Source organism: Falsiroseomonas sp., from assembly GCF_041690465.1.
GTDB lineage: Bacteria > Pseudomonadota > Alphaproteobacteria > Acetobacterales > Acetobacteraceae > Falsiroseomonas.
In genome coordinates, this window is sequence record NZ_JAWLHG010000054.1 from 1 (window position 1) to 26,973 (window position 26,973).

Sequence of the window (26,973 nt, forward strand, 5' to 3'; positions counted from 1 at the left end):
AGCCGATCCAGCACCGCCAAGGCCGCCCCCATCGCACAGAACAGCCTTGAATCATGCCTCAATCAAATGGGGAATCCTGAGAGTCCACAGGACCTAGGGCGGCCCCCCTGGTCGGGCGCGCTTTTCAAAACCTCCCTTCTGGCCCACTGAGACGCGGCCGCCATGGTGCCCCGTCCGAGCCCCACATCTGCGTCTCTATTCGGGGCTCCAGATCCGTCAGCACCAGAAGGCCCGCAGAAAGCGGCCATTTCCCGAGCCAGCGGCCGGATACCAAAACCCCGGCTTCACGGACAGACTGGATGGTTGGGGCGCCAGGATTCGAACCTGGGAATGGCGGTACCAAAAACCGCTGCCTTACCGCTTGGCTACGCCCCAGCGCCGTGGCCCCGACCCTCTAGCCCGGTCGGCCGCCACGTTCAACGTGCAGCATTGGCGAACACCGGCCCATCCGCATTCACCGTGCCTTCACGTTCGTCCGCGATCATGCGACGGCGGGGCGCCCCGGCGCGTGGCCCCGCGTCCCGCAGGAGGCGGAGGCAGGCCAGGTCAGGATGCCAGCCGCCGCGCCGGACACTCGGTGACACCCCCATCGCATGTGCTGGCTGTGCTTCGCCTCCAGCCCCGAACAGGACAGCCTCGCGACGACGCGCACCCTGCGCGCCGAGGGCGCTTCGCCCACTGCGCCGCGCCTGCACCTCACCGGCACCGGCCACCAGGGCGTGGATGGTCTGCTGAGCGGATTCGCCTGGTCCCACAACGATCCGGTCAGCTTCGCTTTCCCCGACAGCGCCAGCGACTACGAAGGCTTCTACGGCGCCTCCGAACCCGCCCGCGGCTTCGGCCAGGCCGGGCCGACGATGCGCGACGCGGTGCGGAAGATCCTGCTCGGCGAGGCCGCCGGCGTCACCGGCGGACCGGGCAGCCCCGGCCCCGGCGTGCTCGGCTTCACCAACCTGGCGCTGGTCGAATCGGCGCAGGATGGCTGGGCCGATATCCGCATCGCGCGCTCCTCCGCGCCCACCACAGCCTGGGCCTACTACCCGAACGGACGCGAGGGCGGCGATGTCTGGTTCGGCGCGCGCTACGACTTCAACAACCCGCTGCTCGGCAACTACCAGTTCATGGTGGCGGTGCATGAGCTGGGCCACGCGCTCGGCCTGAAGCACCCGCATGAGGCATGGAACGGCTTCCAGCCGATGCCGCTCGAATGGGACAGCCTGGAATTCACGGTGATGTCCTACCGCTCGCGCTCCGGCGCCTCGGTCAACACGGGCTACACCAACGGCGCCTTCGATTACCCGCAGGGCTGGATGATGCTCGACATCGCGGCGCTGCAGGCGATGTACGGGGCCGACTACACGCTGCGTGCCGGCGACACGCGCTATGCCTGGGATCCGGCGACCGGCGAGACCTTCATCGACGGCATCGGCCAGGGCCGCCCCGGCGGCGGCGCGGCCGGCGACACCAACCGTGTGTTCCTCACCGTCTGGGATGGTGGCGGCGTCGATACCTACGACCTGTCGAGCTACGCGCATGGCGTGCTGGCGGACCTGGCGCCGGGCGGCTTCTCGGTGCTGTCGGCCGCGCAGCTCGCCACGCTCGACGTGCGGGACGGCACCAAGGCGCGCGGCAACGTCTTCAACGCGCTGCTGCACCAAGACAATCCGGCCGCGCTGATCGAGAACGCGACAGGCGGCGCCGGCGCCGACACGCTGCGGGGCAACCAGGCGTCGAACCGGCTGGAAGGCGCCGCCGGGGCGGATTGGCTGGAGGGCCGGGACGGCGCCGACCTGCTGCTCGGCGGCTCCGGCGCGGACACGCTGCTGGGCGGTGCCGGACCCGACACCTTCATCATCCTCAGCCCGCAGGACAGGGTGGTCGAGGCGCCCGGGCAGGACATCGACACGGTGATCGTCGAGACCGGCAACGCCATCAGCCTCGCCGCCGGCGTGGAGGTGTTGCGCCTCGGCACCGCCGGGCGGGTCGGCATCGGCAATGACGAGGGCAACCTGCTGTTCGGCAACGACGTCGCCAACCGGCTGGAAGGCCGCGGCGGCGCGGATGTCATCGAAGGCCGCGGCGGCGCCGATACGATGAGTGGCGGTGCGGGCGCCGACATGTTCGTCATGCGTCGCGGCGACGGTTTCGACCGGCTCGAGGACTTCGCGCCAGGTCAGGATCGCCTGCTGCTGACCGGCTTCGGGCTGACCGCCGAAGCGCTGCTGACCCGTGCCACGATGGGCTCGGCGGGGCTGTCGCTGGACCTTGGCGCCGGCGACGGGCTGCTGCTGGCAGGGCTGCAGCCCTGGCAGCTCTCGGCGACGGATTTCGTGCTGGCGGGGTGACGCTCAGGCCCAGAGTTCAGGCCGCGCCAACTCCTCCGCCAGCCGGGTGGAGGCCGCTTCCAGCAGCCGCTCCCCCTTCTCCGCGCTGGCGGCGCGAGGGTCGCCCAGCACGCCGGTGTCGGTCATCTCGGCGAAGCCGCGATGGCGCTTGAAGCCGGGCGGTGCCGGCGGGGTGGCGCGTTTCGGCACCGCGCGGGCGATGTTCTCCGGCCGCACGCAATCGGCCTGAACCGCCATCATCATCGAGGTCTCGGCCTCGCAGGCATGCATCACGTTCGGCTGGGTCTCGAGGATTGCGCCGAAGGTGTCCGCATTGGCCTGCCAGTAGGTGACGCCCACCACCGGCACGCCGAGCGACCTGGTCAGCTCGATCGCGGCGGTGGCGATCGCCTCGGTGTTGCCGCCATGGCCGTTGACCAGCGCGATGCGCCGGAAGCCGTGCCGCGCGACGGAGCGCGCGACGCCACCGACCACCGCGGCGAAGCTGTCCACATCGAGCGTGATGGTGCCGCCGAACGGCATGTGATGCTCCGCCAGGCCGCTCCAGACACAGGGCGTGACCAGCGCCGGCGTGCCGGCGGCGACCAGCTTGCGTGCGGTGCGTTCCGCCACCGCGGAGGCCAGCCACATATCCACGCCGGTGGCGAGATGCGGCCCGTGCTGCTCGATCGAGGCGACGGGGATCACCACCACCGTCGCGGCAGCCGCCCGCCCCTGGATCTCCGCCGCCGTCAGCCGCGCCCATGCGACCTCGCCCGCCTGGTCCGTCATCATCGTCCTCTCCCTGGTCGGGCGCGACGGTAGCGGCATGCCGCGATCGGGCGAAGAGGATGGTTGAACCGGCGGCGCAGTTCGGCATCTTCGGGCGATGCGAATCCTGGTGATCCTCCTGCTGCTCGCTGTCCCCGCCGCGGCGCAGGAAGCGGTGCATGGCGGGCCGGTGCGGGCGCTGGCCGTCTCGGGCGGCGCGCTGGCCTCGGCCGGCTTCGACCAGTCCATGATCGTCTGGGATCCCGAGCTCGGCCGCGCGCGGGCCGTGGTGCGCTGGCATGCCGGCGCGGTGAACGCACTCGCTCCGCTGCCGGACAGCATTCTCCCCGGGGGCTTCGCCTCGGCGGGGGAGGATGGACGCATCGCGCTCTGGCCCGCCCGCCCCGGCGCGCAACCCGCGCGGGTGCTGGAAGGCCACACAGAGCCGGTGGTGGCGCTGGCGCTCTCTCCCGGTGGCGCGCGACTGGCCTCGGCCGCCTGGGACGGAACGGCACGGGTTTGGCATCTCGCCGGCGGTGTGGTGCGCGTGCTGGAGGGGCATCGCGGCAACGTCAACGGTGTCGCCTTCCGCTCCGACGGAATGGTGGCGACCGCCGGCTTCGACGGCACCTTGCGGCTGTGGCCGGAGCAGGGGCCGGCGGTGCTGCTGGCTGAGTTCGGCTTCCCGCTCAATGCGTTGGCCGCCCTGCCGGATGGCGTTCTGGCGGTGGGCGATGTCCGGGGCGTGCTGCGCCTGGTTGCGCCGGATGGCGCCGTGCGGGAGGCGCAGGCGGGCGCGCGGCCGATTGTCGCGCTGGCGGCGTCGCCGGGCGGCGCGGTTCTGGCGGTCGCCTCGCTCGGCGGCAGCGTGACGCTGTGGGAGGTCGCTTCGCTGCGCCTCCGCCACACGCTGGAAGGGCCGGGCCTGCCGGTGTGGTCGGCGGTCTTCGCGCCGGATGGGGCGAGCCTGTGGACCGGCGGCACCGATCGGCGCGTTCGCCGCTGGAACGCGCTGACGGGCCGCCCCATCGGCCCGCTCGGCGGCGAGGCGGCGCAGGACATCCCGGAGGGCGCGAATCCGCACGGCGCCCGTGTCTGGCGCGCCTGTGCCGCGTGCCATGCGCTGACGGGCGGGGACTCCGGCAACATGGCCGGGCCGCATCTGCACGGGCTGTTCGGCCGCCGCATGGGCAGCCTGCCCGGCTACGAGTATTCGGAGCGGCTGGCCAGGGGCGATATCGTCTGGACGCGGGAGACGGTGGCGGACCTGTTCACCCGCGGGCCGGATGTGGTGACGCCGGGCACCAAGATGCCGATCCAGACCCTGGGCAACGAGGAGGACCTGCGCGCCCTGCTGGATTTTCTTGAGGCGGCGACGCGGTAGGCGCGCCGCCGACGGGGTGACACTCAGTGCGGCGGCAGGCGCGCGGCCAGGAACGCTGCCGCCGCTTCGATCCCGCCGGCCAACCCGAGCTCGTTGTGGCCGGCGCCCGGCGCTTCCCAGATCTCGACGGATGCGCTTGCCGCATCGGCCAATGCGCGGCCCATGCTCGGCGGCACCAGCGTGTCGCGCGCGCCTTGCAGGATCAGCACCGGCGCCCGCACCGCGCCGATGCGCGACAGGCTGTCATAGCGGTCGCGCAGCAGCAGAGCGGAGGGCAGCAGAGGATAGTGCAGCCGCGCGAGATCCAGCATCGAGGTGAAGGGCGATTCCAGGACCACGCCGCCGAGCGCCTCCGGCCGTTCCGCCGCCAGGCGGATCGCCGGTGCGGTGCCAAGCGATTCGCCCCAGGCCACGATGCGCGAGGCCGCGTAGCCTGCCGCCTGCAAGGCCTGCAGCCCCGCCCGCGCATCCTCCGCCAGCCCGGTCTCGCTGGGGCTGCCCGGGTTGCCGCCATAGCCGCGCCACTGCACCAGCAGCACGCCCCAGCCGAGCTCGCGGAAGCGCTGCATGCGCGAGGCCCGGTGCAGCAGGCTGCCGCCATTGCCGTGCAGGTAGAGCAGCACCGGCGCGTCGGGACGAGCCGGCGGCAGCTTCCATGCCAGGACGGCGAGCCCGTCCGCCGTTCGCAGCTCGACGGCCCGCACCTCCGCCAGGCCGAGCTGCGCCGGTGACGGCGGCGGCGTGGGATCGGGGAAGTAGATCAGCCGGTCCTGGAAGGCGTAGAGCGCGGCGCCCAGCCCGCCCGCTACCAGCAGACCGCCAAGCGCAGCGGAGGAAAGCGACACGGTGGCCATCTCGGACGCATCAGCAGCGACTACTGCCAATGCGGAGCCGGGTTCCGCGGTGTTCCCGCAGAATCAAACCTGCATTTGGCACGAGCAACCCGGTATCGTCGAAGCCGATCGGCATAAAGGCGCCAATTGGCACGCCGGCGGCCTGCAATACTGCCATGACGGCCAACGCACGCAGCAGGCTCAATTGTCGCTTCTCGGCAGGTGATCCACCGTCGGGCGCCAAGCCATGGACCTCGATCAAAAGCAGGCAGGGCGGCGTCGAACGTCGCGTGTAATAATCGACTTCCGTGCCATCACGACGACGGCGCCAATATGCAGCCGCCTCCGTCATCTTTCCTGCGCAATGAGAGGACACGTCGGCGCTGCCTGTCTCGAAAAAGCAGTCGTAATCGACGCTCCAGGCGCGCGCCGATGAAGGCAGAATGAGCATCAGGCTGGACAGAACTAGCACCGCCTGAAGAGCAGGCCATCGGCGTCCAGGCATAACGGGCTTCCGTGTCCGCCTACTCACGCGGCCCCGGCGCCAGCACCTCGCGCTTGCCGACATGGTTCGCCGGCCCGACCACGCCTTCCTTCTCCATCTGCTCGATCAGCTTGGCCGCCCGGTTGTAGCCGATGCCGAGATGGCGCTGCACGAAGCTGGTGCTCGCCTTGCCCTCGCGCGTCACCAGATCCACCGCCTTGTCGTAGAGCGAGCCCTCGCCATCGGTGTTGCCACCGAGCATTCCCGCCGCGGCGCCGATGTCGCCATCCTCGTCCTCGGTTTCCGTCACCTCGTCCACGTAAGCCGGCTCGCCCTGCTCGCGCAGGAAGGCGACGATCTCCTCGACCTCGGTGTCGCTGACGAACGGGCCGTGCACGCGGCTGATGCGGCCGCCACCGGCCATGTGCAGCATGTCGCCCTGGCCGAGCAGCTGTTCCGCGCCCTGCTCGCCGAGGATGGTGCGGCTGTCGATCTTCGACGTCACCTGGAAGCTGATGCGGGTCGGGAAGTTCGCCTTGATGGTGCCGGTGATCACGTCCACCGAGGGTCGCTGCGTCGCCATGATCACATGGATGCCCGCTGCGCGCGCCATCTGCGCGAGCCGCTGCACCGCGGCCTCGATCTCCTTGCCGGCGACGATCATCAGGTCGGCCATCTCGTCGATGACGACGACAATCATCGGGAGCGGCTCCAGCGCCAGCGGCTGGTCCTCGAAGAGCGGCTTGTTGGTCTCGGGGTCGAAGCCGACCTGCACGCGGCGGGTCATCACCTCGCCCTTCTGTCGCGCGGCGACGACCTTGTCGTTGTAGCCCGCGATATTGCGCACGCCGAGCTGCGACATGGCGCGATAGCGCCGCTCCATCTCGCGCACCGTCCACTTGAGCGCGCCGATCGCCTTGCGCGGGTCGGTGACGACCGGGGCGAGCAGGTGCGGGATGCGGTCGTACACCGACAGCTCCAGCATCTTCGGGTCGATCATGATGAACCGGCATTCGTCGGGGCTGAGGCGGTACAGCAGCGACAGGATCATGGTGTTGATCGCCACCGACTTGCCCGAGCCGGTGGTGCCCGCGATCAGCAGATGCGGCATGCGGGCGAGATCGGCGATCACCGGCGCGCCGCCGATATCCTTGCCGAGCGCCAGGTTCAGCCGCCCCGGATGCCGCGCCCAGTCCTCGGAGCCGAGCAGTTCGGAGAGCAGCACCGTTTCGCGCCGCGCATTCGGCAGCTCGATGCCGATCACGTTGCGGCCGGGGACGGTGGCGATGCGCACCGCCGTCACGCTCATGCTCCGCGCGATGTCGTCGGCCAGCCCGATGACGCGGGCGGATTTCGTGCCCGGCGCCGGTTCGAGCTCGTACAGCGTCACCACCGGCCCGGGGCGGATCTCCACGATCCGGCCACGCACGCCGTAATCCTCCAGCACCGTCTCCAGCATGCGGGCATTGCCCTGCAGCGCCTCCTCCGAAGGGCCGGCGACGCGCTTCACCGGCGGGCCCGTCAACAGGTCGAGCGGCGGGAAGCACCACGCCTCCTCCTGCAGGGGCAGGCTGGGCTGGCGCGCGGCCGGGGCGGCCTTCGCCGGGCCGCTGCGCTCCGCCACGCGCGGCGCCGGCGGCTTGCGCATCGCGGAGGTGGGCGGTTCGGCAGCGGCGCCCGGCGGCGGCGGCGGCGCGAGTCCCGCGGCCCCAGGCTCGCGCGTCACCACCGCCACGCCGATGGAGGGCTCGCGACGGCGCAGCACGGCGCCCGGCGGCGGGCCCGCCTCGGCGGCCTCCTCGGCGCGGCGCAGCACCTCGGCGAGCGGCACCGGCGCCTCCCGCCGTCGGCGGACCGCGCCATAGGCCAGGCGGAACGGCCAGGCCAAGCCGCGACCGATGACCTCGCCCATTCGCGCCAGAAGGCCGGAGCGGCGTGCGCCCTCCGCCGCCACGCTTGCGGCGCGGCCGGCGCCCGAGGCGGCGGTGAGCGCGACCGAGCCCGCCGCACGGCCGGCCCGGCGCCACTCGCCGAGCGTCAGCCCCAGCGCGACGAAGGCCAGCAGCCCGGTCACGCCCCAGAGGATCAGATGCGCGAAACCGGTGCCGAAGGATCCCAGCGCCTGGTTCAGGATGTCGAGCACGACCCCCGCCAGCGGCGGCCCTGCGGCGCCGGCGGGACCGGCCGGGGCGGGCAGCCCCTCCGGCAGCGGCGTCAGCGCCAGCGAGGCGGCGGTCAGCGGCAGGGCGGCGAGCAGGCACGCCAGCCGCAGCACGAAGGGCGAGAGGCCGCGATGGGTGGCCAGCCGCCAGGCCCACGTCATCAGGCAGGCCACCGGCAGCCACGCTGCGAAGCCGACGGATTGGAGCAGGACATCGGCGAGATGCGCACCGGCGGGGCCGGCCAGATTGGTGGTTTCGCGCGCCGTTGCGGTGGACCAGGAGGGGTCGGCCGGGTCGTAGCTGGCCAACGCCACCGCCGCGAGCAGCCCGGCGAACACCAGCACCAGGGCCAGCACTTCCTCCAGCCGCCGGCGAATCGCCGCCTTGACGGCAGGTGAAGCGAAGCGGCGTCCGGCAGCGGCGAGGCGATCCCCCATCGCGGCCGGCGCCGCACGTCCAGTCATGGCGCGCGGCATCGGTCTCACTGGTCCTGAAGCAGTCTGGGAGTTCTACACCGGAAGTGGCTCGATTTGCACGCTCCGCTTCCACCGGGTGCGCGAAAGGGTCAGGATGGCGCCATGGCTGCCCCCGCCATTCCCGACCGCGCCATCCCGGCCGGCCTAGACCCGGCGCTGCGCGCGCGGATCGCGGCCGCCGCGGCACCGCTCGAGGCGCCGGCCGGGGCGGTGCTGTTCCACCCCGGTGACGCCTGCACGGGTTTCGTCATGCTCGGCACCGGCACGGTACGGGTGGACCTGGTGGCGGAGGATGGTCACACGCTGTTGCTCTACCGCGTCGCGCCTGGCGAGGCCTGCCTGCTGACCACCGCCTGCCTGTTCGCCGGAGAAGCATATACCGCCGAAGGCCGCGCCGAGACGGCGCTGGAGGGGCTGCTGCTGCCGCGCGGGGCCTTCGATACGCTGGTCGCCGAGAGCCCCGCCTTCCGCCGCTTCGTCCTGGCCGGCTTCGGTGCCCGGATGACGGCGCTGATGGCGCGGATCGAGGCGCTGTCCTTCCGCAGCGTGGACCACCGCCTGGCCGAGGCGCTGCTCGCCCATGGCAGGCGGGAGGTGGCGGCCACCCAGGCCGAGCTGGCCGTGGAGGTCGGCACGGCGCGGGAAGTGGTCACGCGCCGGCTCAATGCGCTGGCGAGGGAAGGGCTGGTGGCGCTCGGCCGTGGCACGGTGGTGATCCTGGACCCGGCCGGGTTGCGGACGCGGTCCGAGAGCGGCTGAGCTCACTCCGGCCGCGGCTTCTCCGTGCGCAGCTTCTTCACGCCCCCACGATGCGCCTTTCCTTCCAGCCGCCGCTCCTTGGACGCGCGGGTTGGCCTGGTGGCGCGGCGTGGCGGCGGCGGCGGCTCGGCGGCCTTGGCGAGCATCGCCATCAGGCGCTCCCGTGCGTCCGTCCGGTTGCGATCCTGGCTGCGATGGCGGCTGGCCTCGATCACCAGCACGCCCTCGCCGGTCACCCTGCGGCCGGCGAGCTTCACCAGCCGCGCGAGAATCGCCTCCGGCAGCCCGGCACGCGCGAGGTCGAGGCGCAGCTGCACCGCGCTCTCGACCTTGTTGACGTTCTGCCCGCCGGGGCCGGAGGCGCGCAGGAAGTGCTCCTCGATCGCGGCTTCGGGGATGACAGGGATGCGCACCATGCGCCGGCCCTTACGCGGCCGGGCGGTGCCGCGTCCAGGGTGACATCGTCACCGACGCGCGCCCGGCGGCGTGCTGTGTTGCCTGGCGGACGCGGCGCATCGCCGTGGGCAAGGCAAGGAGAGACGAGATGGCGACCAATGTCGGCGGGTTGGACCGGATGCTGCGGATCGTGGCGGGAGTGGTGCTGCTGGCGCTCGGTGCCTTCGGGCCGCTGGGCTGGTGGGGCCTGATCGGGCTGGTACCGCTGGCGACCGGGCTGATGCGCAGCTGCCCCGCCTATTCCATCCTCGGCGTCAACACGTGCGGCATCGGCAAGGCCGCCGCCTGAGGCGGCGGGGAGGGCTCGCTGTGCGACGGGCGCCGGGATCGCTCCCGGCGCCCTTCGCCGTTGCCGCCGGGCGGCGCCGTTCGTGCGCCGCCCGCGGGTGGGCCCGGCAGGCCGATTCAGCCCAGCCGCTCGCCGTGCAGCGTGACGTCGAGGCCCTCGCGCTCCTCCTCCTCGGAGACCCGCAGGCCGATCATCACATCCACCACCTTGAGCAGCACGAAGGTCATCACCGCGGTGAAGACGAACACCGCGGCCACCGCGTAGAGCTGCAGCATCAGCTGCTCGAAGCTGCCGCTGATGCCCTCGGGCGCCGCGGTCGTGCCCGAGAGCGGGCCGTAGGCGAAGACACCCGTCAGCAGCGCGCCGGCGATACCGCAGACGCCGTGCACGCCGAAGGCGTCCAGGCTGTCGTCATAGCCGCACCAGTGCTTGAGTGCCGTCGCGCCCCAGAAGCCGGCGAGGCCCGCGACCACGCCGATGATCAGCGCCGAGCCCGGCAGCACGAAGCCCGCCGCGGGCGTGATTGCCACGAGGCCGGCCACCGCGCCGGAGATCGCGCCGAGCACGCTCGGTTTGCCCTTGGTCGCCCATTCCGCAAGCAGCCAGGCCAGCACCGCGCCGGCAGCCGCGATCTGCGTCACCAGCATCGCCATGCCCGCGCGCGCGCCGGCGCCGACCGCGGAGCCTGCGTTGAAGCCGAACCAGCCCACCCAGAGCAGGCTCGCACCGATCACCGCGAAGGCGAGGTTGTGGGGCGACATGTTGTCGTTGCCGTAGCCGAGCCGCTTGCCCAGCACGATCGCCGCCACCAAGCCGGCCACGCCGGCATTGATGTGCACGACCGTGCCGCCGGCGAAATCCAGCGCGCCCAGCGCGAAGATCCAGCCATTCGGGTGCCACACCCAATGCGCGATCGGCGAGTAGACGATCAGCGTCCACAGCGCGACGAACAACATCAGCGCGGAGAACTTCATCCGGTCCGCCACCGCGCCGGTGATCAGCGCGGCGGTGATGATGGCAAACGTCATCTGGAACATCGCGAAGACGCTCTCGGGGATGGTCGTCGCCACCGCGGCGTCGCCGGAGCCCAGCGTGAACGGCTTGTCCCAGCCTTCCGCCATGCCGCGCATCAGCAGGCGGGAGAGGTCACCGAAATAGGCGCCGCCCTCGCCGAAGGCGATGCTGTAGCCGGCCACCATCCACAGCACCGCGACCAGCGCGCAGACCGCGAAGGACTGCATCATGGTCGCGAGCACGTTCTTCTTCCGCACCATGCCGGCATAGAACAGCGCCAGCCCCGGTACCGTCATCATCAGCACGATCGCCGTGCTGGTGAGCATCCAGGCGGTATCGCCGGTGTCGATCTTCGCATCCTGCGCGAAGGCGGCACCCGCCGCGGACATGGCCGGCAGCGCCATAAGCGCGGCGCGCGCAAGCATCCTCATTCCCGTCTTCCCTTGATGCGTGTGGATGGCGGCGCGCTCAGAGAGCGGCCCCGTCGGTCTCGCCCGTGCGGATGCGGAGCGCACGCTCCATGTCCAGCACGAAGATCTTGCCGTCGCCGATCTTGCCGGTGCGCGCCGCACCCGCGATCGCCTCGACCACGGCGTCCACCATCTCGGCCGCCACCGCGACCTCGATCTTGAGCTTCGGCAGGAAGCTCACATGGTATTCGGCGCCCCGGTAGATCTCGGTCTGGCCCTTCTGCCGGCCGAACCCCTTCACCTCTGTCACCGTCAGCCCCTGCACGCCGAGCGGGGTGAGCGCATCGCGCACCTCGTCCAGCTTGAAGGGCTTGATGATCGCCATCACCAGCTTCATCGCGCCGCATTCCCCTTTCATGGGCCAGTCGGGGAACAGGCAATCCAAGCGCCGTGCCACAGTCGGCCGGCTGCGGCCGATGCGGTGCGCCACCGCGTGCCGCGCGGGACTCACTGCGCATCGCTGCCGGGTGATGCACAAGAAATGGGCAATTGCCTCGCTCTTGCCGAAACCGGGTTGCGAGGCGACTTTCGCCGCATGACCGCAACGCTCGATGTCACCGCCTGCGTCATCGGCGCCGGGCCGGTCGGCGCCACGCTCGCCGCCACGCTCGCCGCCGCCGGCCTGACCACCGCAGTGGTGGACCGCGCACCGCTGCCGCCGATGGAACTGCCGGAATTCGACGGCCGCGCCTATGCGATCGCGCTGACCAGCCAGCGCCTGCTCGCCGCCGCCGGCATCTGGGACCGGCTGCCGGAGATGCCGCAGGCGATCCGCCGCATCCGCGTCGCCGATGGCCGCCCCGGCGCGCCGCCTTCCCGGCTCAAGCTCGATTTCGATGCCGCCGAGATCGCGCATGGCGAGGCTTTCGGCTGGATGGTGGAGGCCCGCGCGCTGCGCGTGGCGCTGAACGCCCGGCTGCCCGCGCTGCCCAACCTGCATGCCTTCGCCCCTGCCACCGCCGAGGTCACCCGCCATGCCGATGGCGCCGAGATCCGGCTCGCCGCTGGCCCGCTGATCCGCGCGCGCCTGGTGGTCGGCGCCGAGGGCCGGGAGAGCCCGCTGCGCGCGCAGGCCGGCATCCCCGTCACGCGCTGGGATTATGGGCAGGTCGGCATGGTCGGCGCCTTCGCCCATGCGCGGCCGCATGAGGGCACGGCGCTCGAGATGTTCCTCCCCAACGGCCCCTTTGCGCAGCTGCCACTCGCCGGCCCGGGCGGCTTCGGCACCGCGGAGCTGCCGCATGCCTCGGCCTATGTCTGGTCCGAGAGGACCGCGCTGGCGCGGCGCTTCCTGGCGCTCGACGATGCCCGCTTCGGGCGCGAGCTGGCGCGGCGCCTCGGCGACCATCTCGGCGCAATCCGCCCGATCGGGCGGCGCTGGTCGTATCCGCTGTCCGCGCTTTGGGCCGAGCGCTTCACCGATACGCGCATGGCGCTGGTGGGCGATGCGGCGCATGGCATCCACCCGATCGCCGGGCAGGGATTGAACCTCGGCTTCCGCGACGTCGCGGCATTGGCCGAATGCGTGATCGAGGCCGAGGCCGCCGGCGAGGACCCCGGCGCCCCTGCGGTGCTCGCCCGCTATCAGGCGCGCGCGCGCCCCGATGCGATGCTGATGCTCGGTGCGACGCACGCGCTGGAAAGACTGTTCGGCACGGATTTCGCGCCGGTGCGGCTGGCGCGTCGGCTCGGCATCGCCGCGGTGGACCGCATCCCGGCGCTGAAGCGCGCCTTTGCCGAGCGCGCGATGGGGATGAAGCCTGGTCAGGCCGGGCTGCTTGGCGGGCAGGGACTCCTGCCCCGATGACGACACTGGCGATCCTGGTGGTGCTGGCGACCATCGCGCTCGGTGCCGTGGTCGGGCTGCTCCATCTGCAGCGCACGCGCCGCCCGGCGCTGGTCACGGTGCATCTCGCCCTCGCAGTGGGCGGCGCGGCGGTGGTGCTGTGGCTCTTCGCGACCCGAGAGGCGCCCTTCTCCGGCCTGGTGCCGCTGGCGCTGATCGTGCTGGCGATCGGCGCCGGCTGGGGCGCCAGACGCATCGCCCGGCGGTCGAGGACCCAGGCCGGCGTGATGCTTCCGGGGCACGTCGCGGCGGGGATCGCGGCCTTCTTCGTGCTGCTGGCCTGGGTGAAGGCGCCTTGACGACGTCCGTGTGACCGAAATCGGCAGCAAACGGCGGGCCGTCACCCTGTGCGCCCCATTCCCTGGCCGGCCGGCACCCTCGTCAGCGGGTCAGAGGATGAAGTCGGTGGCCTCGAGCGACAACGCCCCGACGAGCGCGATCTCCGCGTCCACGGTGCCGTCGCCGCGGAACTGGCTGAGGCCGCTCGCATCCATCTGAACGATTGTGAAGTCGCCGCGCTGCTCGTAGCGAAGCTCCGGCGGGCCCGGCAGATCCGGTGCCCCGCTGAACTCGTCGGCGCCGACAAACTGGAACTCGTCGTCGGTCGGGATGCGGCGGGCGAACTGGAGCGCCGCCGAGAGGTCGATCACATCCTCCCCCTGCTCGAAGTCGATGATCACGTCACGCGCCCCGGGACCGACGCCTGTGCCGAGGACGGAGCTGTAGAACGCGCCCGGCGAGTATGGATTGAAGTTGACCCCGAATCCGAAGGCGAAGATGTCGGCGTCCGGGCCGCCCCAGAACACGTCCCCATGTGCAGGGCTTTCCTCCAGCCGGTCCGGGCCGCTGCTCCCGATCAGCGCCACGGGTTCGGGCGGCGGCGGCACGCTGAAGGTGCCGACGGCCTGCTCGCCGCTCGAGTAGAGCGCCATGGGGACATCCGACAGGACCTCGCCATTGAAGCTGACTCTCTCGATATAGAGGTTGCGGTCGGTGTCCGGTGTGCCGCCCCAGGCGTCGTTGAGGAAGTTCACCGTGATGGTGTGCTCGCCCGGCCCGAACTCGCGGGAGAGCCAGAGCGTGTCGTGATCGCCGAACTGCCGCTCGGCGCTGGCGGTGAAGACGCCATCGACCTGCATGCCATCCACGCTGACCGTGTACTGGGCATTGCCCAGCCAGTCATCCTGGCTGATCCACAGCTCCAGCGTGTCGGGACCGGTGCCGAAGCCGCGCCCCGTCGGCCCGGCCTCGCGGAAGGTGCCGACCGGCTGCGTCCCGTCCTGGAAGAAGGCCACGGTGCCGTCCGACAGCGTCTCGCCTTCGAAGCTGACGCTCTCCACGTACAGGTTTCGATCGGTGTCCGGCGTGCCGCCCCAGGCATCGTTCAGGAAGCTCACCGTCACGTCGTGAGCGCCGCGCGGGAAATTCCCGAGCACCGTCACCAAGTCGGTTTCGCCCTCGGCGCGCAGGGCGCTGGCGGTCGTAATGCCACCCACCTGCGCCCCGTCTATGCTGACCGTGTATTGGGCGTCGCCTTCGAATGCGTCCTGGCTGATCTCCAGCACCACGGCATCCGGGCCGGAGCCGAGGGTCGTATCGGCTGGCATGTCTTCCTCCCGATTCTGGCGCGCCACCCATGGCGCGGCAGGCTCTCAGGATGGAAGCACCGCCGCGCATCCGCGGTTCTTGGCGTCGCGCAGGCCGTTGGCGCGCCGGGGCGCACCAATACGTGAGAGGGCGGCCGCCCGGGCTCACATTCCTCCGATGTAGTTCGGCCCGCCGCCGCCCTCCGGCGTGCGCCAGTCGATGTTCTGCGTCGGGTCCTTGATGTCGCAGGTCTTGCAGTGCACGCAGTTCTGCGCGTTGATCACGAGCTTCATCTCGCCCTCGCCATTCCCCGCCGCCGCACCGACCGCCTCATACACGGCCGCCGGGCAGTAGCGGCTTTCCGGCGAGGCATACTGCTCCCAGTTCACCGCCTGCCAGCGCGAGGGATCCTTCAGTACCAGATGCGAGGGCTGGTCTTCCTCGTGGTTGGTGTTCGACAGGTAGACCGAGGAGAGCCGGTCGAAGGTCAGCACGCCGTCCGGCTTCGGATAGTCGATCCGCTTCGCCTCCGAGGCCTTCCGCAGTGTCTCGTGGTCCTGGTGGTGGGCCCAGGTCCAGGGCGCCTTGCCGCGGAACACGTAGGTGTCCACCGCCGCCGCCGCCATGCCGCCCCAGAAGCCGTATCTGGCGAAGCCCGGACGGATGTTCCGGACGCCCTGCAGCTCCTCCCACACCCAGCTGGCGCGCAGGGCCGCCGGATAGGCCTCCAGCACCGGCGGGCGGTCGCCGGCCAGCGCCGCCGCGATCGCCTCGGCCGCCACCATGCCGGACTTCATCGAGGTGTGCGTGCCCTTGATCTTCGGCACGTTCAGGAACCCCGCCGCGTCGCCGACGATCATCCCGCCCGGAAAGACCGTTCGGGGGATCGCCTGGATGCCGCCCTCGTTCAGCGCCCGCGCGCCATAGGCCACGCGCTTGCCGCCTTCCAGGAAGCCGCGCACCGCCGGATGCGTCTTGAAGCGCTGGAACTCCTCGAAGGGCGAGAGCCAGGGATTCGGGTAGTCGAGCCCCACCACGAAGCCGATCGAGACCAGGTTCTCCCCCAGCATGTAGAGCCAGGATCCGCCATAGGTGTCGGAGGCCAGCGGCCAGCCGGTGGAATGCCAGACCAGCCCGGGCTTGTGCTGCGCCTTCGGGATCTCCCACAGCTCCTTCATCCCGAGCGCATAAGTCTGGGGAGCCGTGCCTTCGCGCAGGTTGAAGGTTTCGAACAGCAGCTTGGTGAGGCTGCCGCGGCAGCCCTCGGCGAACACCGTGTATGTGGCGCGCAGCTCCATCCCCGGCTGGAAGTTCGGGCCCTTCTCGCCCTCCTTCGTGATGCCCATCACGCCGGCGACGACGCCCTTCACCTGGCCGTCCTCGATGATCGTCTCGGAGGCCGCGAAGCCCGGATAGATCTCGACCCCCAGCGCTTCGGCCCTGGCGCCAAGCCAGCGGCAGACATTGCCGAGGCTGACGATGTAATTGCCCGTGTTGTGCATCTGTGGCGGCGTCGGCAGCTTGAAGGCGCGGCTGCCGGTCAGCAGCATGAAGCGGTCCTCAGTGACCGGGGTTGCCAGCGCCGGAGGATCCTCCCGCCAATCGGGGATCAACTCGTCCAGCGCGCGCGGCTCGAGCACGGCGCCCGAGAGGATGTGCGCGCCGATCTCGCTGCCCTTCTCGACCAGGCAGACGGCGAGATCGGGATTGGCCTGCTTGAGCCGGATCGCGCAGGCCAGCCCGGCCGGGCCGCCGCCGACGACCAGCACGTCGAACTCCATGGCTTCGCGCGCTTCGGTCTCCGACATCGCTGTTCCTCCGGCGTTCCTGGGCTGACCGCATGTAGCGTCGCAGGGCATTGCGCGGAACCCTGCGGGGCGCCGATATCAGGCCCATGGAACGCAATGAGGCCCCGCGCGCGGAGCGCGAAGCGCTGCTCGCCGCGCTCAGGCTGCAGGTCGAGTGGGGCGCCGACGAGGCGCTGGAGGTCGCGCCGGTGGACCGGTTCGCCGCGCCGACAGCGGCTGCCGTCGCACTGCCCGCGCCCGCGCTCCGCCCCTCCCTGGCGCCACCCCCCGTGGCGCTGCCGGTGCCCGCCGCGCCGGCCGCCGCGGCCAGGCTTGCCGCCGGCGCTGGCGACCTCGCCGCGCTGAAGGCCGCCATCGCCGCCGCCGACAGCCCGCTGCGCGATACCGCGACGAACCTGGTCTTCGCCGACGGGAATCCCGAGGCGGGCCTGATGATGATCGGCGAGGCGCCGGGTGCCGACGAGGACCGGCTCGGCCGCCCCTTCGTGGGTGCCTCCGGCCAGTTCCTGGACCGCATGTTCGCCAGCATCGGGCTGGAGCGAAGCCGCGACTTCTATCTCACCAACATCCTGCCCTGGCGCCCGCCGGGCAACCGCTCGCCCACCGACGCGGAGGTGACGCTCTTCCTGCCTTTCGTGCTGCGCCACATCGCCCTGGTGCGGCCGCGGCATCTGGTGCTGCTCGGCGGTGTCTCGGCCAAGACGCTCTTGCGCGCGAAGGAGGGGATCACCCGGTTGCGCGGGCGCTGGCACCGGGTGGAGGGCGAAGGCGTCAGCCTGCCGGCCCTGGCCACCCTGCACCCCGCCTATCTGCTGCGGAGTCCGGCCGCCAAACGTGATGCCTGGGCCGACCTCGTTCTGCTGCGGCGAACCCTGGACGGGGCGATCACGCCGGGATGACCGAAGAAAGGCACGTTAACAATCCGGCGCAACTCCATGAACCGTCATGTTGTGTCTAAATTAATGAGCTTTTCTCGTTTCCGCGGGGTTGCCTCGGCCCGTTAACGGACTGTAGGGGAAACGGGCCATGCGAGCGATCTGCCCCATGGCCCGGCGCCCCCGCCCGGTTCACACCTTCCGCCGATTGGCGCTGGTGGTCCTCGTGGGGGTGACGATGTCGGTGGGGGCTCAGGTCCCCGCCTTCGGGCAACGGGCCGACCAGACCGCCATGAGCGTTCCCCGACCCTCTTTGCAGGGTGGGATCGCCGGGTTCCCGCAACCCCTCGCGCCGTCGGATGCGGCGCGGCTTCGCCGTGTCTTTGACCTCCAGTCCCGAGGCGAAACGGCGGCCGCCGCGCGCGAGGCCGAACGGCTGGATGATCGGCGCCTGATTGGACATGTCCTGGCCGATCGTTGGCTCCGCCAGCGCGAGCAACCACCCGCCGCCGAGCTGGTTGCCTGGCTTGGCGCCTATGCCGACCACCCGGACGCGGCGGCCATACATGCCCTTCTGGTGCGTCGTGCGCCGCAGGGTGTGATGCTTCCGCCGGCGCCGGTGCAGGATGCGCTCGACGATGGCACCGATGTCGTCCCGGAAGAGCGCGATCCGCCCGCCCGGTCGGTTGTCCGGAACGCTGCACTCGACCGCACCGTGCGCGACCGCGCGCGGGACGGGAACCTCGCTGGTGCGATCGCGGCGATCGACCGGTCGCGAGCAAGTCCAGCCTACGCCGCCCTGCTGCGCGCCGATGTCGGCCAGGTGATGTTCCAGCAGGGCCGTGATGAGGACGCCCTGCGCGTCGCGGCAGAAGCCGCTGCGCGTTCGGGCGGCACCGGCTTCCCGGCCTTCGTCGCCGGCCTGGCGGCCTGGGGACTCGACCGTCCGGAGCAGGCGCTGAGCTACTTCGAGCAGGCGGCGCGGGCGGAGATCATCTCCCCGGCCATGCGCTCTGCGGCTGCCTTCTGGACGGCGCGTGCCGCGGTACGCGCCCGCCGGCCGCAACTCTACACGCCCTGGCTGCTGCAGGCCGCGCAGGAGCCGCGGACCTTTTACGGCCTCGTGGCGCGGCGTTCGCTCGGCCTGCCGATGGGCTTCGCCTGGGAACGTGAGCTTGCCGGCGAGAGCGAGGCGTCGGCGGTGGCCGAGACCGCCGCCGGGTGGCGGGCTCTGGCGCTGCTGCAGATCGGCCAGCGTGATCGCGCCGAGGCCGAGTTGCGTGCCCTGTGGCCCAGGGTGCAGGGCAATCCCGGCGTGATGCGTGCGATGCTCGCGGTTGCCGCCCAGGCTGGCCTGACCGAGCTAGCTGCTCAGCTCGCCTCGCTGCAGCAGAGCGCGGACGGCCGGCCGCGAGACTTCGCGCGGTTCCCGCTGCCGGAACTGCGGCCGCAGAACGGCTTCCGCACCGACCCGGCATTGATCTACGCCTTGGCGCGGCAGGAATCGAATTTCGACCCGCGCGCCATCTCGCCGGCCGGGGCACGTGGGCTGATGCAGATCATGCCCGCGACCGCCAGCTACGTGACCGGCGACGCATCGCTCCGCGGTGCCGGCGTCCGGCGGCTGCACGACCCTGCCTTCTCGCTCGAAATCGGGCAGCGGTACATTCTTTACCTGGCGCGCCACGACCAGGTGGACAGCGATCTGATCCGGCTGCTCGCGGCCTACAACAATGGGCCGGGCAACCTTTCGCGTTGGTTGCCGACGATCCGGCACCGGGCCGACCCCTTCCTGTTCATCGAAAGCATCCCGGTCGGGGAGACCCGCGTCTTCGTGCAGCGGGTGCTCGCCTACTCCTGGATCTATGCGGCCAGGTTGGGCCTGCCGGCGCCGAGCCTCGACGCGCTGACCGCCGGCCAGTTCCCCAAGCTGCCGGAGTCGACCGAAGTGGCCGCCATGGTCCGGCTGCCGCGCTGACCGGTCGCCCCGGGCCGTCATTGGCCCGCGCCGCCGCGGCTCCTATCTTCGTCGGCAGGAGACCCCGCCATGCCGATTGATGAGAGCCGCACCTTCCTGCCCGTGAACATCGCGGTGCTTACCGTTTCCGACACCCGCGACCTGGCCAGCGATCGCAGCGGGGAGACGCTCGCCGCGCGTATCGTCGCCTCCGGCCATCGGCTCGCCGCCCGCGAGATCTGCAAGGACGAGGCGCCGATGATCGAGGGCATCCTGCGCCGCTGGCTCGCCGACCCCGAGGTGGACTGCGTGATCACCACCGGCGGCACCGGCATCACCGGCCGCGACGTGACGCCGGAAGCCTTCGCCCGCGTGCTGGAGAAGGAGATCGGCGGCTTTGGCGAGTTGTTCCGGATGCTGAGCTACCAGAAGATCGGCACCTCCACGATTCAGTCGCGCGCGATCGGCGGCGTGGCCGGCGGCACCTACCTGTTCGCGCTACCGGGCAGCACCGGTGCCTGCAAGGACGCCTGGGACGACATCCTGGTCTGGCAACTCGACAGCCGGCACCGGCCCTGCAACCTGGTCGAACTCATGCCGCGGCTACAGGAGCACCTGCGGGCGGCGTGATGCCGCCGCGGGGAATTAGCTCCTCGTCGGCCCGCCGGCGCCGCGCAGATAGCTGCGCACCCGCGGGCGGCTGCCGACAGGGTCGCGCCTGGCAGGGTGTTGTTCCGTTGCCGAGAGATCGGGCCGGGCCGCCGCACGCCCGGACTGCGCTTCGTGGGCATCGAGGTCCACCGGATGGTGGCGCTCCATGATGTCCATCGCCTTCCCTGTCTGCACGTCCGGCAGTTCGAGCGAGACGACGCAGCCCCCGTGGCGGATGGCCTCGGCCAGCAGGTCGCGATCCTCTGGCGGCATGAAATCCGCCTCGGGGCGCCAGATGCGCGCCAGCCAGTCGAGGAGCCCCTCCTCATGGTGCTCGGGGGCGTGGATGCGGACCTGGCCGGTGCCGAGCGCAAGCTCGCGGCGCAGATCCTCGGCGGCGCGCTCCGCCTCGGCTCGGGTGTCGAACAATCCGGCGATCGTCCGGGTGGTCATGGCCTGTCTCCTCCGCTTTGCCTTCGGCAGGGAAACGCCCGATGCAGCGCCTGCGGTTTCCGCGTCGTCGCGCGCGGGATCAGAGAAGCGCGAGCTGCCGCGGGACGGTTTCCGGCGGGCGGAACTGGCTGCAGTCCAGGCCGCGGCTCATGCCCCCACGGCCGTCGATGCCGAAGCGGCGCAGCGCCAGGCGGAAGCGTTGGGCGAGCAGCTCGGCGTAAGGCCCGGTGCCGGTCTGGCGCCGGCCGAAGCGGCTGTCGTAGAGCTGCCCGCCGCGCGTCTCCCGCACCAGGGACAGCACGCGGGAGGCGCGCTCCGGGTGATGTTCAGCAAGCCAGGCCTCGAACATGCCGCGGATCTCGAGCGGCAGGCGCAGCAGCACGTAGCCCGCTCGCGTCGCACCGGCGCGCACCGACATCTCCAGGATGCGCTCGAGCTCGGCGTCGTTCAGCCCCGGAATCATCGGCGCGGCGAGCACGCCGGTCGGGATACCGGCCCGCGCCAGCACCGACACCGCCTCCAGCCGCTTCAATGGCGAGGCGGCCCTCGGCTCCATCACGCGCGCGAGCTTCAGGTCGAGCGTGGTAACCGACAGGCAGACATGCACCAGGTTCCGCGCTGCCATCCTGCTCAGGATGTCGAGGTCGCGCAGCACGCCGGCGGATTTGGTGACGATGGTGACCGGGTGGCCGAAGCGCTCCAGCACCTCCAATACGCGGCGGGTGATGCCGAGGGTGCGCTCCACGGGCTGGTAGGGATCGGTGTTGGCGCCGAGCGCCACTGGCCGCGCCTCGTAGCCCGGCTTCGACAGCTCCTTCTCCAGCAACTCGGGCAGATCAGGCTTGAACATCAGCCGGGTCTCGAAATCTAGGCCGGGCGACATCCCGACATAGGCATGGGCGGGCCGGGCATAGCAGTAGATGCAGCCATGCTCGCAGCCGCGATACGGATTGAGCGAGCGGTCGAAGCCGAGATCCGGGCTCTCGTTGAAGGTCAGCGCGGACTTCGCCTTCTCCCGGATCAGCTCGGTCGGCAGCGGCGGCAGTTCGGCGAATTCGGCGGCGAGCGTGCCCCAGCCATCGTCCCACATCTCGGTGCGAGTGGTTTCGTAGCGCACCGGCGGGTTCGTCACCGCACCCCGCCCCTTGCGGCCCAGGGAGGGGATGGAAGAGGCTCCTCCGTCTGGCATGGTCGCTCCTCTGTCATCCCCGGTTTGTTCACGGGTGACACTGGCGAGGGGCGCGGAGGGCGTCAAGAACAAAATGCGAAAAGAGGGCGACACGATTCCGGGCCTGTCCGTCGTCATCCCGGCACTGAATGCCGCCGCCACACTCCCCGGTGTGTTCGCCGCACTCTTGTACGGGCCGGCGGAGATCATCCTTGTGGACGGCGGCAGCAGCGATGACACGGCGGCGCTGGCCGAAGCGCGCGGCGCCTTCGTGGTTCGGGCGCCCCGCGGCCGCGGCCTTCAGCTCGCGGCCGGCCTGGCGGCAGCTCGCGGTCCCTGGCTGCTGCTGCTGCATGCCGATACCCGGCTCGCAACCGGGTGGGAGGCGGCGGTGTGCCGGGTCATGGCGGATGCGACCGCAATCCGGCGCGCCTGGTATTTTCGCTTCGCGCTGGACGACCGCTCTCCTGCCGCCAGACGGCTGGAACGGGCCGTGGCTTGGCGATGCCGCCTCTTCGCGCTGCCCTATGGCGACCAGGGACTGCTGATCCATCGCGATCTGCTGGAGCGGATCGGCGGCATCCGGCCGTTGCCGCTGATGGAGGATGTGGATCTGGTCCGCCGTCTCGGTCGGGCACGGCTTGGTGCTCTCCCGGTCGCGGCGGTGACCAGCGCGGCGCGGTGGCGGCGAGAGGGGTATCTTCGGCGCTCATCGCGCAATCTTCTCTGCCTCGGGCTCTGGTTCCTCGGCGTGCCGCCGCGCATCATCGCCAGGATGTACGCACGAAGGGGTACATGAGGGGCGACACGGTCATCGTCTTTGCGCGCGCGCCGCGGCTTGGTGCGGTCAAGCGGCGCCTGGCGCGCGGCATCGGTGCGATGGGGGCGCTGCGCTTCTATCGTGCGCAACTTGCCGCGACCCTTGCGGCCGTCGCGGGTGATGGACGCTGGCGCACCATCCTGGCGACGACGCCGCCAGGGGCGCGGGCGGCTTGGCCCCGGCGATTGCCGCGGATCGGACAGGGGGGCGGAGACCTCGGGATGCGCATGGAGCGGGCGATGCGGCCGCTGCGGCGCGTTGTCCTGGTGGGCAGCGACATCCCGGGACTGGCGCGCGAGGACATCGCGGCCGCATTCCGCGCGCTCGGGCGGGCGGACGCGGTCTTCGGCCCGGCCGAGGATGGTGGCTATTGGCTGGTCGGGCTGGGCCCGCGGCGTCCAAGGCGCCCCTTTGGCGCGGTGCGTTGGTCCACCCGGCACGCGCTGGCCGATACGCTCGCCAATTTCCACGGACGTCGCGTCGCCCTGCTGCGCCGGCTGCGCGACGTGGATACCGCCGCGGATCTGCGCGCGGTGCGGTGGGGAGCAGCATGACAAGCCCTGACTGGTCCGCCACCAGCGCGGATTACGCGAAGCACCGCCAGGGCTTCCCGGCCCGGTTCTACGAGCTGATCGAGCGCGAAGGTCTGTTCGCGCCGGGGATGCGCGTGCTGGACCTCGGCACCGGGACCGGGACGGTGGCTCGCGCGCTGGCGGTGCGCGGCGCAGAGGTGACCGGCCTCGATCCGGCGCGCGGCCAGATCGAGGCCGCACGCCGCCTCGCAGCCGAGGAGGGGCTCGCCGAGCGCCTGCGCTTCGTCGAAGGCCTGGCCGAGCGCACTGGCCTGAAGCCGACTGGATTCGACCTCGTCGTCGCCGCGCAATGCTGGCACTGGTTCGACCGCGGCCTGGCAGCGGCGGAGGCGCGGCGCGTGCTGCGGCCCGGCGGTGCGCTGCTGATCTGCCACTACGACTGGCTCACCCTGCCCGGCAATGTCGCGCATGCGACGGAGTTCCTGATCGAGGCGCACAACCCGCGCTGGCGCATGGGGCGCAGCACCGGGATCTATCCGGCCTGGGCGACCGACCTGGCGCTCGGCGGTTTCGACGCGCTCGGCTTCGCCGGCTTCGACCACGAGGCGGTGTATCCGCGGGCTGCCTGGCGCGGGCGGATCCGGGCCTCGGCCGGAGTGGGCGGCGCGATGGATCCGGAGGGAGTCGCGCGCTTCGATGCCGAGCTTGCTGCGCTGCTCGACGCCCGCTTCCCGGAGGAGCCGCTGCGCGTGCCGCACCGGGTCTTCGCGATCTGGGGGCGCCGGCCTTAAGCGCTTCGCAAGCACTGCCGCGCGAAGCTGCGCCCGGAGGCATCCATGAACGACAGCGACGACGCGCGCGAGGCAAGGCTGGCGATCGCGCGGCACCTGGCGGAGTTGCACAAGCTGCATCTCGCACTGGCCGCCGACAGCCGCCGCCTGAAGACCCTGAGCGCCGACGGCCACGGCCTTGCCGAGATCGAGATCGCGGCGGAGATGCTCGAACAGTACATGGCGGCGACGGGCGCCTTTCTCGAGAACATGCGCGGGCGTTTCGAGGCGCGGCTGCCGATGCTGCGCCGGGCCGAACCGCGCGGAACGGAGCTCGCGCCGGGACAGGGTGCGGCCGGGCACGGGCCGTTCTGGTATGCCTTCTCGCGCCTCTGCGCCGCCTTGCGCCATGCCGAGCGGCGGGTGGGGTGAAGGTTCAGGAATAGCCGCGCGCGCCGGGCTCGCCTTCCTTGCGGCGGGCCTGTTCCTGGGCGCGCTGGTCCACCTGGTGCATTTCCCCGCCTGGGTCGGCGCCTGCCTGCTCGGCGGGTTCGAAGTCGTAGTCGCCATGCTGCGACTGCCAGGACTGCACCGTCAGCACCTTCGCACCCTGGCGGCTCTCATGCGGACCATGCAGTTGGCCGGCGGCATGGGTGAGGAAGGCGCCGGGCCCGAGCGCCTCGCCGGCCTCGATCAGGTCGCCTTCCAGGACGTAATGCATCTCGGACCCCGCGCTGTGCCTGTGCGCCGGGATGCGGCCACCGGCGGGGATGTGGATGATCGAGGTTACCACGCCCGCCGCCGAATCCTGGTTCAGAAGCTGGATGCGGAACTCGCCGGTCGAGCCGGGAATCCGGAACGGCACGGCGGGCACGCCCTCGGCCGCGAGGGCCAGTTTCTGCGCGTTCATGCCGCTCTCCCTGCACTGGGTTACAGGCGCCGAACGCGTCCTCCGCCCGCCCGGTTGCCGCACCCTCCCGGCCGGCGGGATGGCGGCGGCCGACGCCATGACGGTCTCCACCGCGGAAGCGCAGCTTGGCCAGCCGGCCTGGACGTTCGATTCCCGCCCGAAAGCCGTCGCGACGTGGCGCGGCAGGCGACGGCGGCAAGCCGCTGGGCTACAGCGGCGGAATGCCGGATTTCCGCTTCGAATCGGAGCATGGCGGCCGCGTAGCCGGCCTTGACGAGGCCGGGCGCGGTCCGCTGGCCGGGCCGGTGCTGGCCGCGGCGGTGGTGTTCCGGGCGCCGCCGCCGGCCGGGCTGGCGGTGCTGCTCGACGACAGCAAGAAACTCACCCCGGTCCGGCGTGAGCTGGCCTTCGCTGCGCTGGTCGCCGCCGGGCGCAGGGGCTTCGTGGAGTTCGGCCTCGGTGCGGCGAGCGTGACCGAGATCGGGCGGCTGAACATTCTCCGCGCCTCGCAGCTTGCCATGGTGCGTGCGCTGGCGCGGCTGCCCGGGGCACCCGATGTTGCCCTGGTGGACGGCAACCAGCCGCCGAAGCTGCCCTGCCCGGTGCGCTGCGTGATCGGCGGCGATGCGCTCTGCCTCTCGATCGCCGCGGCCTCGATCCTGGCGAAGGTTACGCGCGACCGCGCGATGGCGCGGCTCGATCCCCGGTGGCCCGGCTACGGCTTCGCGGCGCATCAGGGCTATGCCACCGCGGCGCATCGCGCGGCGCTCGCTCGGCTCGGCCCGACGCCGCATCACCGCCGCGGATTCGCGCCGGTGGACCAGGCGAGCCTCGCCTTCGGTTGACGCGGCTTCGGCGCGGACGCCATGTTGACCGCCGAGTCGCAGGGGGTGTGATCGCGAAGCGATGGGGACAGGTCTCGACCTGCCGCTGGACGAGGTGCTGGTCGGCGACTGCATCGAGACGCTGCGGCGCCTGCCGCCGGCCTCGGTGCACGCCGTCTTCGCGGACCCGCCCTACAACCTGCAACTGAGGGGGGAGCTGCGCCGGCCTGACGATTCGGTGGTGGACGCGGTGGACGACGCGTGGGACCGCTTTGCGGATTTCGCCACCTACGACGCCTTCACCCGCGAATGGCTGACGGAATGCCGCCGGATCCTGCGCAAGGACGGCACGCTGTGGGTGATCGGCAGCTACCACAACGTCTTCCGCCTCGGCACGGCGGTGCAGGACCTCGGCTTCTGGATCCTCAACGACGTGATCTGGCGCAAGGCCAACCCGATGCCGAATTTCCGCGGGCGCCGCTTCACCAACGCGCATGAGACGTTGATCTGGGCGGCACGCGGCCCGGAAAGCCGCTACCGCTTCAACTACCAGGCCATGAAGGCGCTGAACGACGAGCTGCAGATGCGCAGCGACTGGTTCATCCCGCTCTGCACCGGCGCCGAGCGGCTGCGGGGTGAGGACGGCGCGAAACTCCACCCGACCCAGAAGCCCGAGGCGCTGCTGCACCGCGTCATCCTGGCCTGCACGCAGCCAGGCGAGGTGGTGCTGGACCCTTTCCTCGGCACCGGCACGACTGCGGCGGTGGCCAGGCGGCTCGGCCGGCGCTTCATCGGGATCGAGCGCGAGGAGGCCTATGCGGAGGCGGCGCGCGCGCGGATCGCCGCCGTGGAACCGCTGGCGGAGGGCGTCGCACTGGCGCTGCCCGGCAAGCGGGAGCAGCCGCGCATCGCCTTCGGATCGCTGGTGGAGCGCGGGCTGGTGCCGGCCGGCAGCACGCTGACGGACCGGCACCGGCGCTGGAAGGCGCTGGTCGGCGCCGACGGCACGCTGCGCTGCGGCGGCGCCGTGGGCTCGATCCACAAGGTGGGGGCGGAGGTGCAGGCCGCGCCCGCCTGCAATGGCTGGACCTTCTGGTTCCTGGAGGCGCGCGACGGGCGGCTCAGGCTGCTGGACGAGCTGCGGCAGGAAGTCGTGGGGCAGGGTAGCTGAGCTGTCCGGTGGCCGGAGGCGGCAGCCTGGAGGCATGAAGCGGCCGGCCGGAGAGCGGCCGGCTGCGGGTCGTGCTCGACACTAAGTGCCTGACTCTGAACTCATGTGGAACGAGCGAGGCGTCGGAGCAGCAGGTTGACGGAGGCGGCGTAGAGGAAGGCGTTGGCGGAGGCGATTG

At 71.3% G+C, this 26,973-nt stretch carries 27 protein-coding genes and 1 tRNA gene; 15 read left to right on the forward strand and 13 right to left on the reverse strand.

Translation table 11 applies throughout. The features are described from left to right. Positions 1-300: 300 nt before the first annotated feature. Positions 301-375: transfer RNA gene (locus ACESM1_RS27205), tRNA-Gln, on the reverse strand. 218 nt (positions 376-593) lie between these two features. Between ACESM1_RS27205 and ACESM1_RS27210 the strand changes: the two genes are divergently transcribed. Then, a complete protein-coding gene (locus ACESM1_RS27210) occupies positions 594-2,345 on the forward strand; it encodes a M10 family metallopeptidase C-terminal domain-containing protein (RefSeq protein ID WP_372624367.1) in 1,752 nt (583 codons plus the stop codon). A 3-nt stretch (positions 2,346-2,348) separates the two neighbouring features. Here the strand turns inward: ACESM1_RS27210 and ACESM1_RS27215 are convergent, their stop codons facing one another. Beyond that, positions 2,349-3,119 (reverse strand): creatininase family protein, encoded by a 771-nt coding sequence (locus ACESM1_RS27215; RefSeq protein ID WP_372624368.1) that lies wholly within the window; start codon positions 3,117-3,119, stop codon positions 2,349-2,351. A 94-nt stretch (positions 3,120-3,213) separates the two neighbouring features. Here ACESM1_RS27215 and ACESM1_RS27220 point away from each other — a divergent pair, with 94 nt between their 5' ends. Next, a complete protein-coding gene (locus ACESM1_RS27220; protein ID WP_372624369.1) occupies positions 3,214-4,479 on the forward strand; it encodes a hypothetical protein in 1,266 nt (421 codons plus the stop codon). Positions 4,480-4,502: 23 nt separating this feature from the next. Here the strand turns inward: ACESM1_RS27220 and ACESM1_RS27225 are convergent, their stop codons facing one another. The 3 genes from ACESM1_RS27225 to ACESM1_RS27235 are packed head-to-tail and all read right to left on the reverse strand — an operon-like array spanning position 4,503 to position 8,422. Next, positions 4,503-5,333 carry an alpha/beta hydrolase gene (locus tag ACESM1_RS27225; RefSeq protein ID WP_372624370.1) on the reverse strand — a complete coding sequence of 277 codons (831 nt, stop codon included), beginning with the start codon at positions 5,331-5,333 and terminating at the stop codon, positions 4,503-4,505. A 10-nt stretch (positions 5,334-5,343) separates the two neighbouring features. Next, positions 5,344-5,817 carry a hypothetical protein gene (locus ACESM1_RS27230; RefSeq protein WP_372624371.1) on the reverse strand — a complete coding sequence of 158 codons (474 nt, stop codon included), beginning with the start codon at positions 5,815-5,817 and terminating at the stop codon, positions 5,344-5,346. A gap of 19 nt (positions 5,818-5,836) precedes the next feature. Beyond that, positions 5,837-8,422, reverse strand: coding sequence for an FtsK/SpoIIIE family DNA translocase (locus ACESM1_RS27235; RefSeq protein ID WP_372624372.1), 2,586 nt, complete (start codon positions 8,420-8,422; stop codon positions 5,837-5,839). Positions 8,423-8,536: 114 nt separating this feature from the next. On the opposite strand from ACESM1_RS27235, the gene ACESM1_RS27240 reads away from it, so the two are divergent. Continuing rightward, on the forward strand, positions 8,537-9,193 hold the full coding sequence (locus tag ACESM1_RS27240) for a Crp/Fnr family transcriptional regulator (protein ID WP_372624373.1): 657 nt from the start codon (positions 8,537-8,539) through the stop codon (positions 9,191-9,193). 2 nt (positions 9,194-9,195) lie between these two features. Here the strand turns inward: ACESM1_RS27240 and arfB are convergent, their stop codons facing one another. Continuing rightward, complete coding sequence (arfB, locus tag ACESM1_RS27245) at positions 9,196-9,609, reverse strand: alternative ribosome rescue aminoacyl-tRNA hydrolase ArfB (RefSeq protein ID WP_372624374.1); 414 nt, start codon at positions 9,607-9,609, stop codon at positions 9,196-9,198. 128 nt (positions 9,610-9,737) lie between these two features. Here arfB and ACESM1_RS27250 point away from each other — a divergent pair, with 128 nt between their 5' ends. Then, the gene (locus ACESM1_RS27250; RefSeq protein ID WP_372624375.1) at positions 9,738-9,938 is read left to right on the forward strand and encodes a DUF2892 domain-containing protein; all 201 of its coding nucleotides are present in this window, start codon (positions 9,738-9,740) and stop codon (positions 9,936-9,938) included. Between the two features lie 116 nt (positions 9,939-10,054). Here ACESM1_RS27250 and ACESM1_RS27255 read toward each other — a convergent pair whose 3' ends face one another. Continuing rightward, entirely contained in the window at positions 10,055-11,383 is a 1,329-nt protein-coding gene (locus ACESM1_RS27255) for an ammonium transporter (RefSeq protein WP_372624376.1), read from the reverse strand. 37 nt (positions 11,384-11,420) lie between these two features. Further along, a complete protein-coding gene (locus tag ACESM1_RS27260; RefSeq protein WP_372624377.1) occupies positions 11,421-11,759 on the reverse strand; it encodes a P-II family nitrogen regulator in 339 nt (112 codons plus the stop codon). A 198-nt stretch (positions 11,760-11,957) separates the two neighbouring features. Here ACESM1_RS27260 and ACESM1_RS27265 point away from each other — a divergent pair, with 198 nt between their 5' ends. Beyond that, positions 11,958-13,229: an FAD-dependent monooxygenase gene (locus tag ACESM1_RS27265; protein WP_372624378.1), complete on the forward strand. Its 1,272-nt coding sequence runs from the start codon at positions 11,958-11,960 to the stop codon at positions 13,227-13,229. Continuing rightward, positions 13,226-13,567, forward strand: a complete 342-nt coding sequence (locus ACESM1_RS27270; RefSeq protein ID WP_372624379.1) for a hypothetical protein — start codon at positions 13,226-13,228, stop codon at positions 13,565-13,567. The genes ACESM1_RS27265 and ACESM1_RS27270 overlap by 4 nt, the downstream gene beginning before the upstream one ends. 90 nt (positions 13,568-13,657) lie before the next feature. Here the strand turns inward: ACESM1_RS27270 and ACESM1_RS27275 are convergent, their stop codons facing one another. Then, the gene (locus tag ACESM1_RS27275) at positions 13,658-14,833 is read right to left on the reverse strand and encodes a carbohydrate-binding domain-containing protein (RefSeq protein WP_372624380.1); all 1,176 of its coding nucleotides are present in this window, start codon (positions 14,831-14,833) and stop codon (positions 13,658-13,660) included. A gap of 186 nt (positions 14,834-15,019) precedes the next feature. Continuing rightward, positions 15,020-16,663, reverse strand: a complete 1,644-nt coding sequence (locus tag ACESM1_RS27280; protein ID WP_372624381.1) for an electron transfer flavoprotein-ubiquinone oxidoreductase — start codon at positions 16,661-16,663, stop codon at positions 15,020-15,022. 86 nt (positions 16,664-16,749) lie between these two features. On the opposite strand from ACESM1_RS27280, the gene ACESM1_RS27285 reads away from it, so the two are divergent. The 3 genes from ACESM1_RS27285 (at position 16,750) to moaB (ending at position 20,125) form a co-directional block, all read left to right on the forward strand. Next, entirely contained in the window at positions 16,750-17,562 is an 813-nt protein-coding gene (locus ACESM1_RS27285; protein ID WP_372624382.1) for a uracil-DNA glycosylase, read from the forward strand. A 127-nt stretch (positions 17,563-17,689) separates the two neighbouring features. Further along, entirely contained in the window at positions 17,690-19,516 is a 1,827-nt protein-coding gene (locus ACESM1_RS27290; protein WP_372624383.1) for a transglycosylase SLT domain-containing protein, read from the forward strand. A 69-nt stretch (positions 19,517-19,585) separates the two neighbouring features. Continuing rightward, positions 19,586-20,125 (forward strand): molybdenum cofactor biosynthesis protein B, encoded by a 540-nt coding sequence (moaB, locus tag ACESM1_RS27295; protein WP_372624384.1) that lies wholly within the window; start codon positions 19,586-19,588, stop codon positions 20,123-20,125. Between the two features lie 15 nt (positions 20,126-20,140). On the opposite strand, the gene ACESM1_RS27300 is transcribed toward moaB, so the two are convergent. Together ACESM1_RS27300 and ACESM1_RS27305 are read right to left on the reverse strand one after the other, a co-directional pair. Continuing rightward, positions 20,141-20,599, reverse strand: coding sequence for a hypothetical protein (locus ACESM1_RS27300; RefSeq protein WP_372624385.1), 459 nt, complete (start codon positions 20,597-20,599; stop codon positions 20,141-20,143). 79 nt (positions 20,600-20,678) lie between these two features. Then, positions 20,679-21,788: a PA0069 family radical SAM protein gene (locus ACESM1_RS27305; RefSeq protein ID WP_372624386.1), complete on the reverse strand. Its 1,110-nt coding sequence runs from the start codon at positions 21,786-21,788 to the stop codon at positions 20,679-20,681. On the opposite strand from ACESM1_RS27305, the gene ACESM1_RS27310 reads away from it, so the two are divergent. From ACESM1_RS27310 to ACESM1_RS27325, 4 genes are read left to right on the forward strand one after another with little or no spacing between them, the layout of a single operon-like run. Further along, entirely contained in the window at positions 21,787-22,566 is a 780-nt protein-coding gene (locus tag ACESM1_RS27310) for a TIGR04283 family arsenosugar biosynthesis glycosyltransferase (protein WP_372624387.1), read from the forward strand. The genes ACESM1_RS27305 and ACESM1_RS27310 overlap by 2 nt on opposite strands. Further along, positions 22,563-23,141 carry a TIGR04282 family arsenosugar biosynthesis glycosyltransferase gene (locus ACESM1_RS27315; protein ID WP_372624388.1) on the forward strand — a complete coding sequence of 193 codons (579 nt, stop codon included), beginning with the start codon at positions 22,563-22,565 and terminating at the stop codon, positions 23,139-23,141. The genes ACESM1_RS27310 and ACESM1_RS27315 overlap by 4 nt, the downstream gene beginning before the upstream one ends. After that, positions 23,138-23,911, forward strand: a complete 774-nt coding sequence (locus tag ACESM1_RS27320; protein WP_372624389.1) for a class I SAM-dependent methyltransferase — start codon at positions 23,138-23,140, stop codon at positions 23,909-23,911. The genes ACESM1_RS27315 and ACESM1_RS27320 overlap by 4 nt, the downstream gene beginning before the upstream one ends. Positions 23,912-23,956: 45 nt before the next feature. After that, a complete protein-coding gene (locus ACESM1_RS27325; RefSeq protein ID WP_372624390.1) occupies positions 23,957-24,322 on the forward strand; it encodes a hypothetical protein in 366 nt (121 codons plus the stop codon). A gap of 4 nt (positions 24,323-24,326) precedes the next feature. Here the strand turns inward: ACESM1_RS27325 and ACESM1_RS27330 are convergent, their stop codons facing one another. Continuing rightward, the gene (locus ACESM1_RS27330; RefSeq protein WP_372624391.1) at positions 24,327-24,800 is read right to left on the reverse strand and encodes a cupin domain-containing protein; all 474 of its coding nucleotides are present in this window, start codon (positions 24,798-24,800) and stop codon (positions 24,327-24,329) included. A gap of 221 nt (positions 24,801-25,021) precedes the next feature. Between ACESM1_RS27330 and ACESM1_RS27335 the strand changes: the two genes are divergently transcribed. Both ACESM1_RS27335 and ACESM1_RS27340 read left to right on the forward strand, forming a co-directional pair. After that, positions 25,022-25,645: a ribonuclease HII gene (locus ACESM1_RS27335; RefSeq protein WP_372624392.1), complete on the forward strand. Its 624-nt coding sequence runs from the start codon at positions 25,022-25,024 to the stop codon at positions 25,643-25,645. A gap of 61 nt (positions 25,646-25,706) precedes the next feature. Next, on the forward strand, positions 25,707-26,795 hold the full coding sequence (locus ACESM1_RS27340; RefSeq protein ID WP_372624393.1) for a site-specific DNA-methyltransferase: 1,089 nt from the start codon (positions 25,707-25,709) through the stop codon (positions 26,793-26,795). The last annotated feature ends 178 nt before the right edge of the window (positions 26,796-26,973 follow it).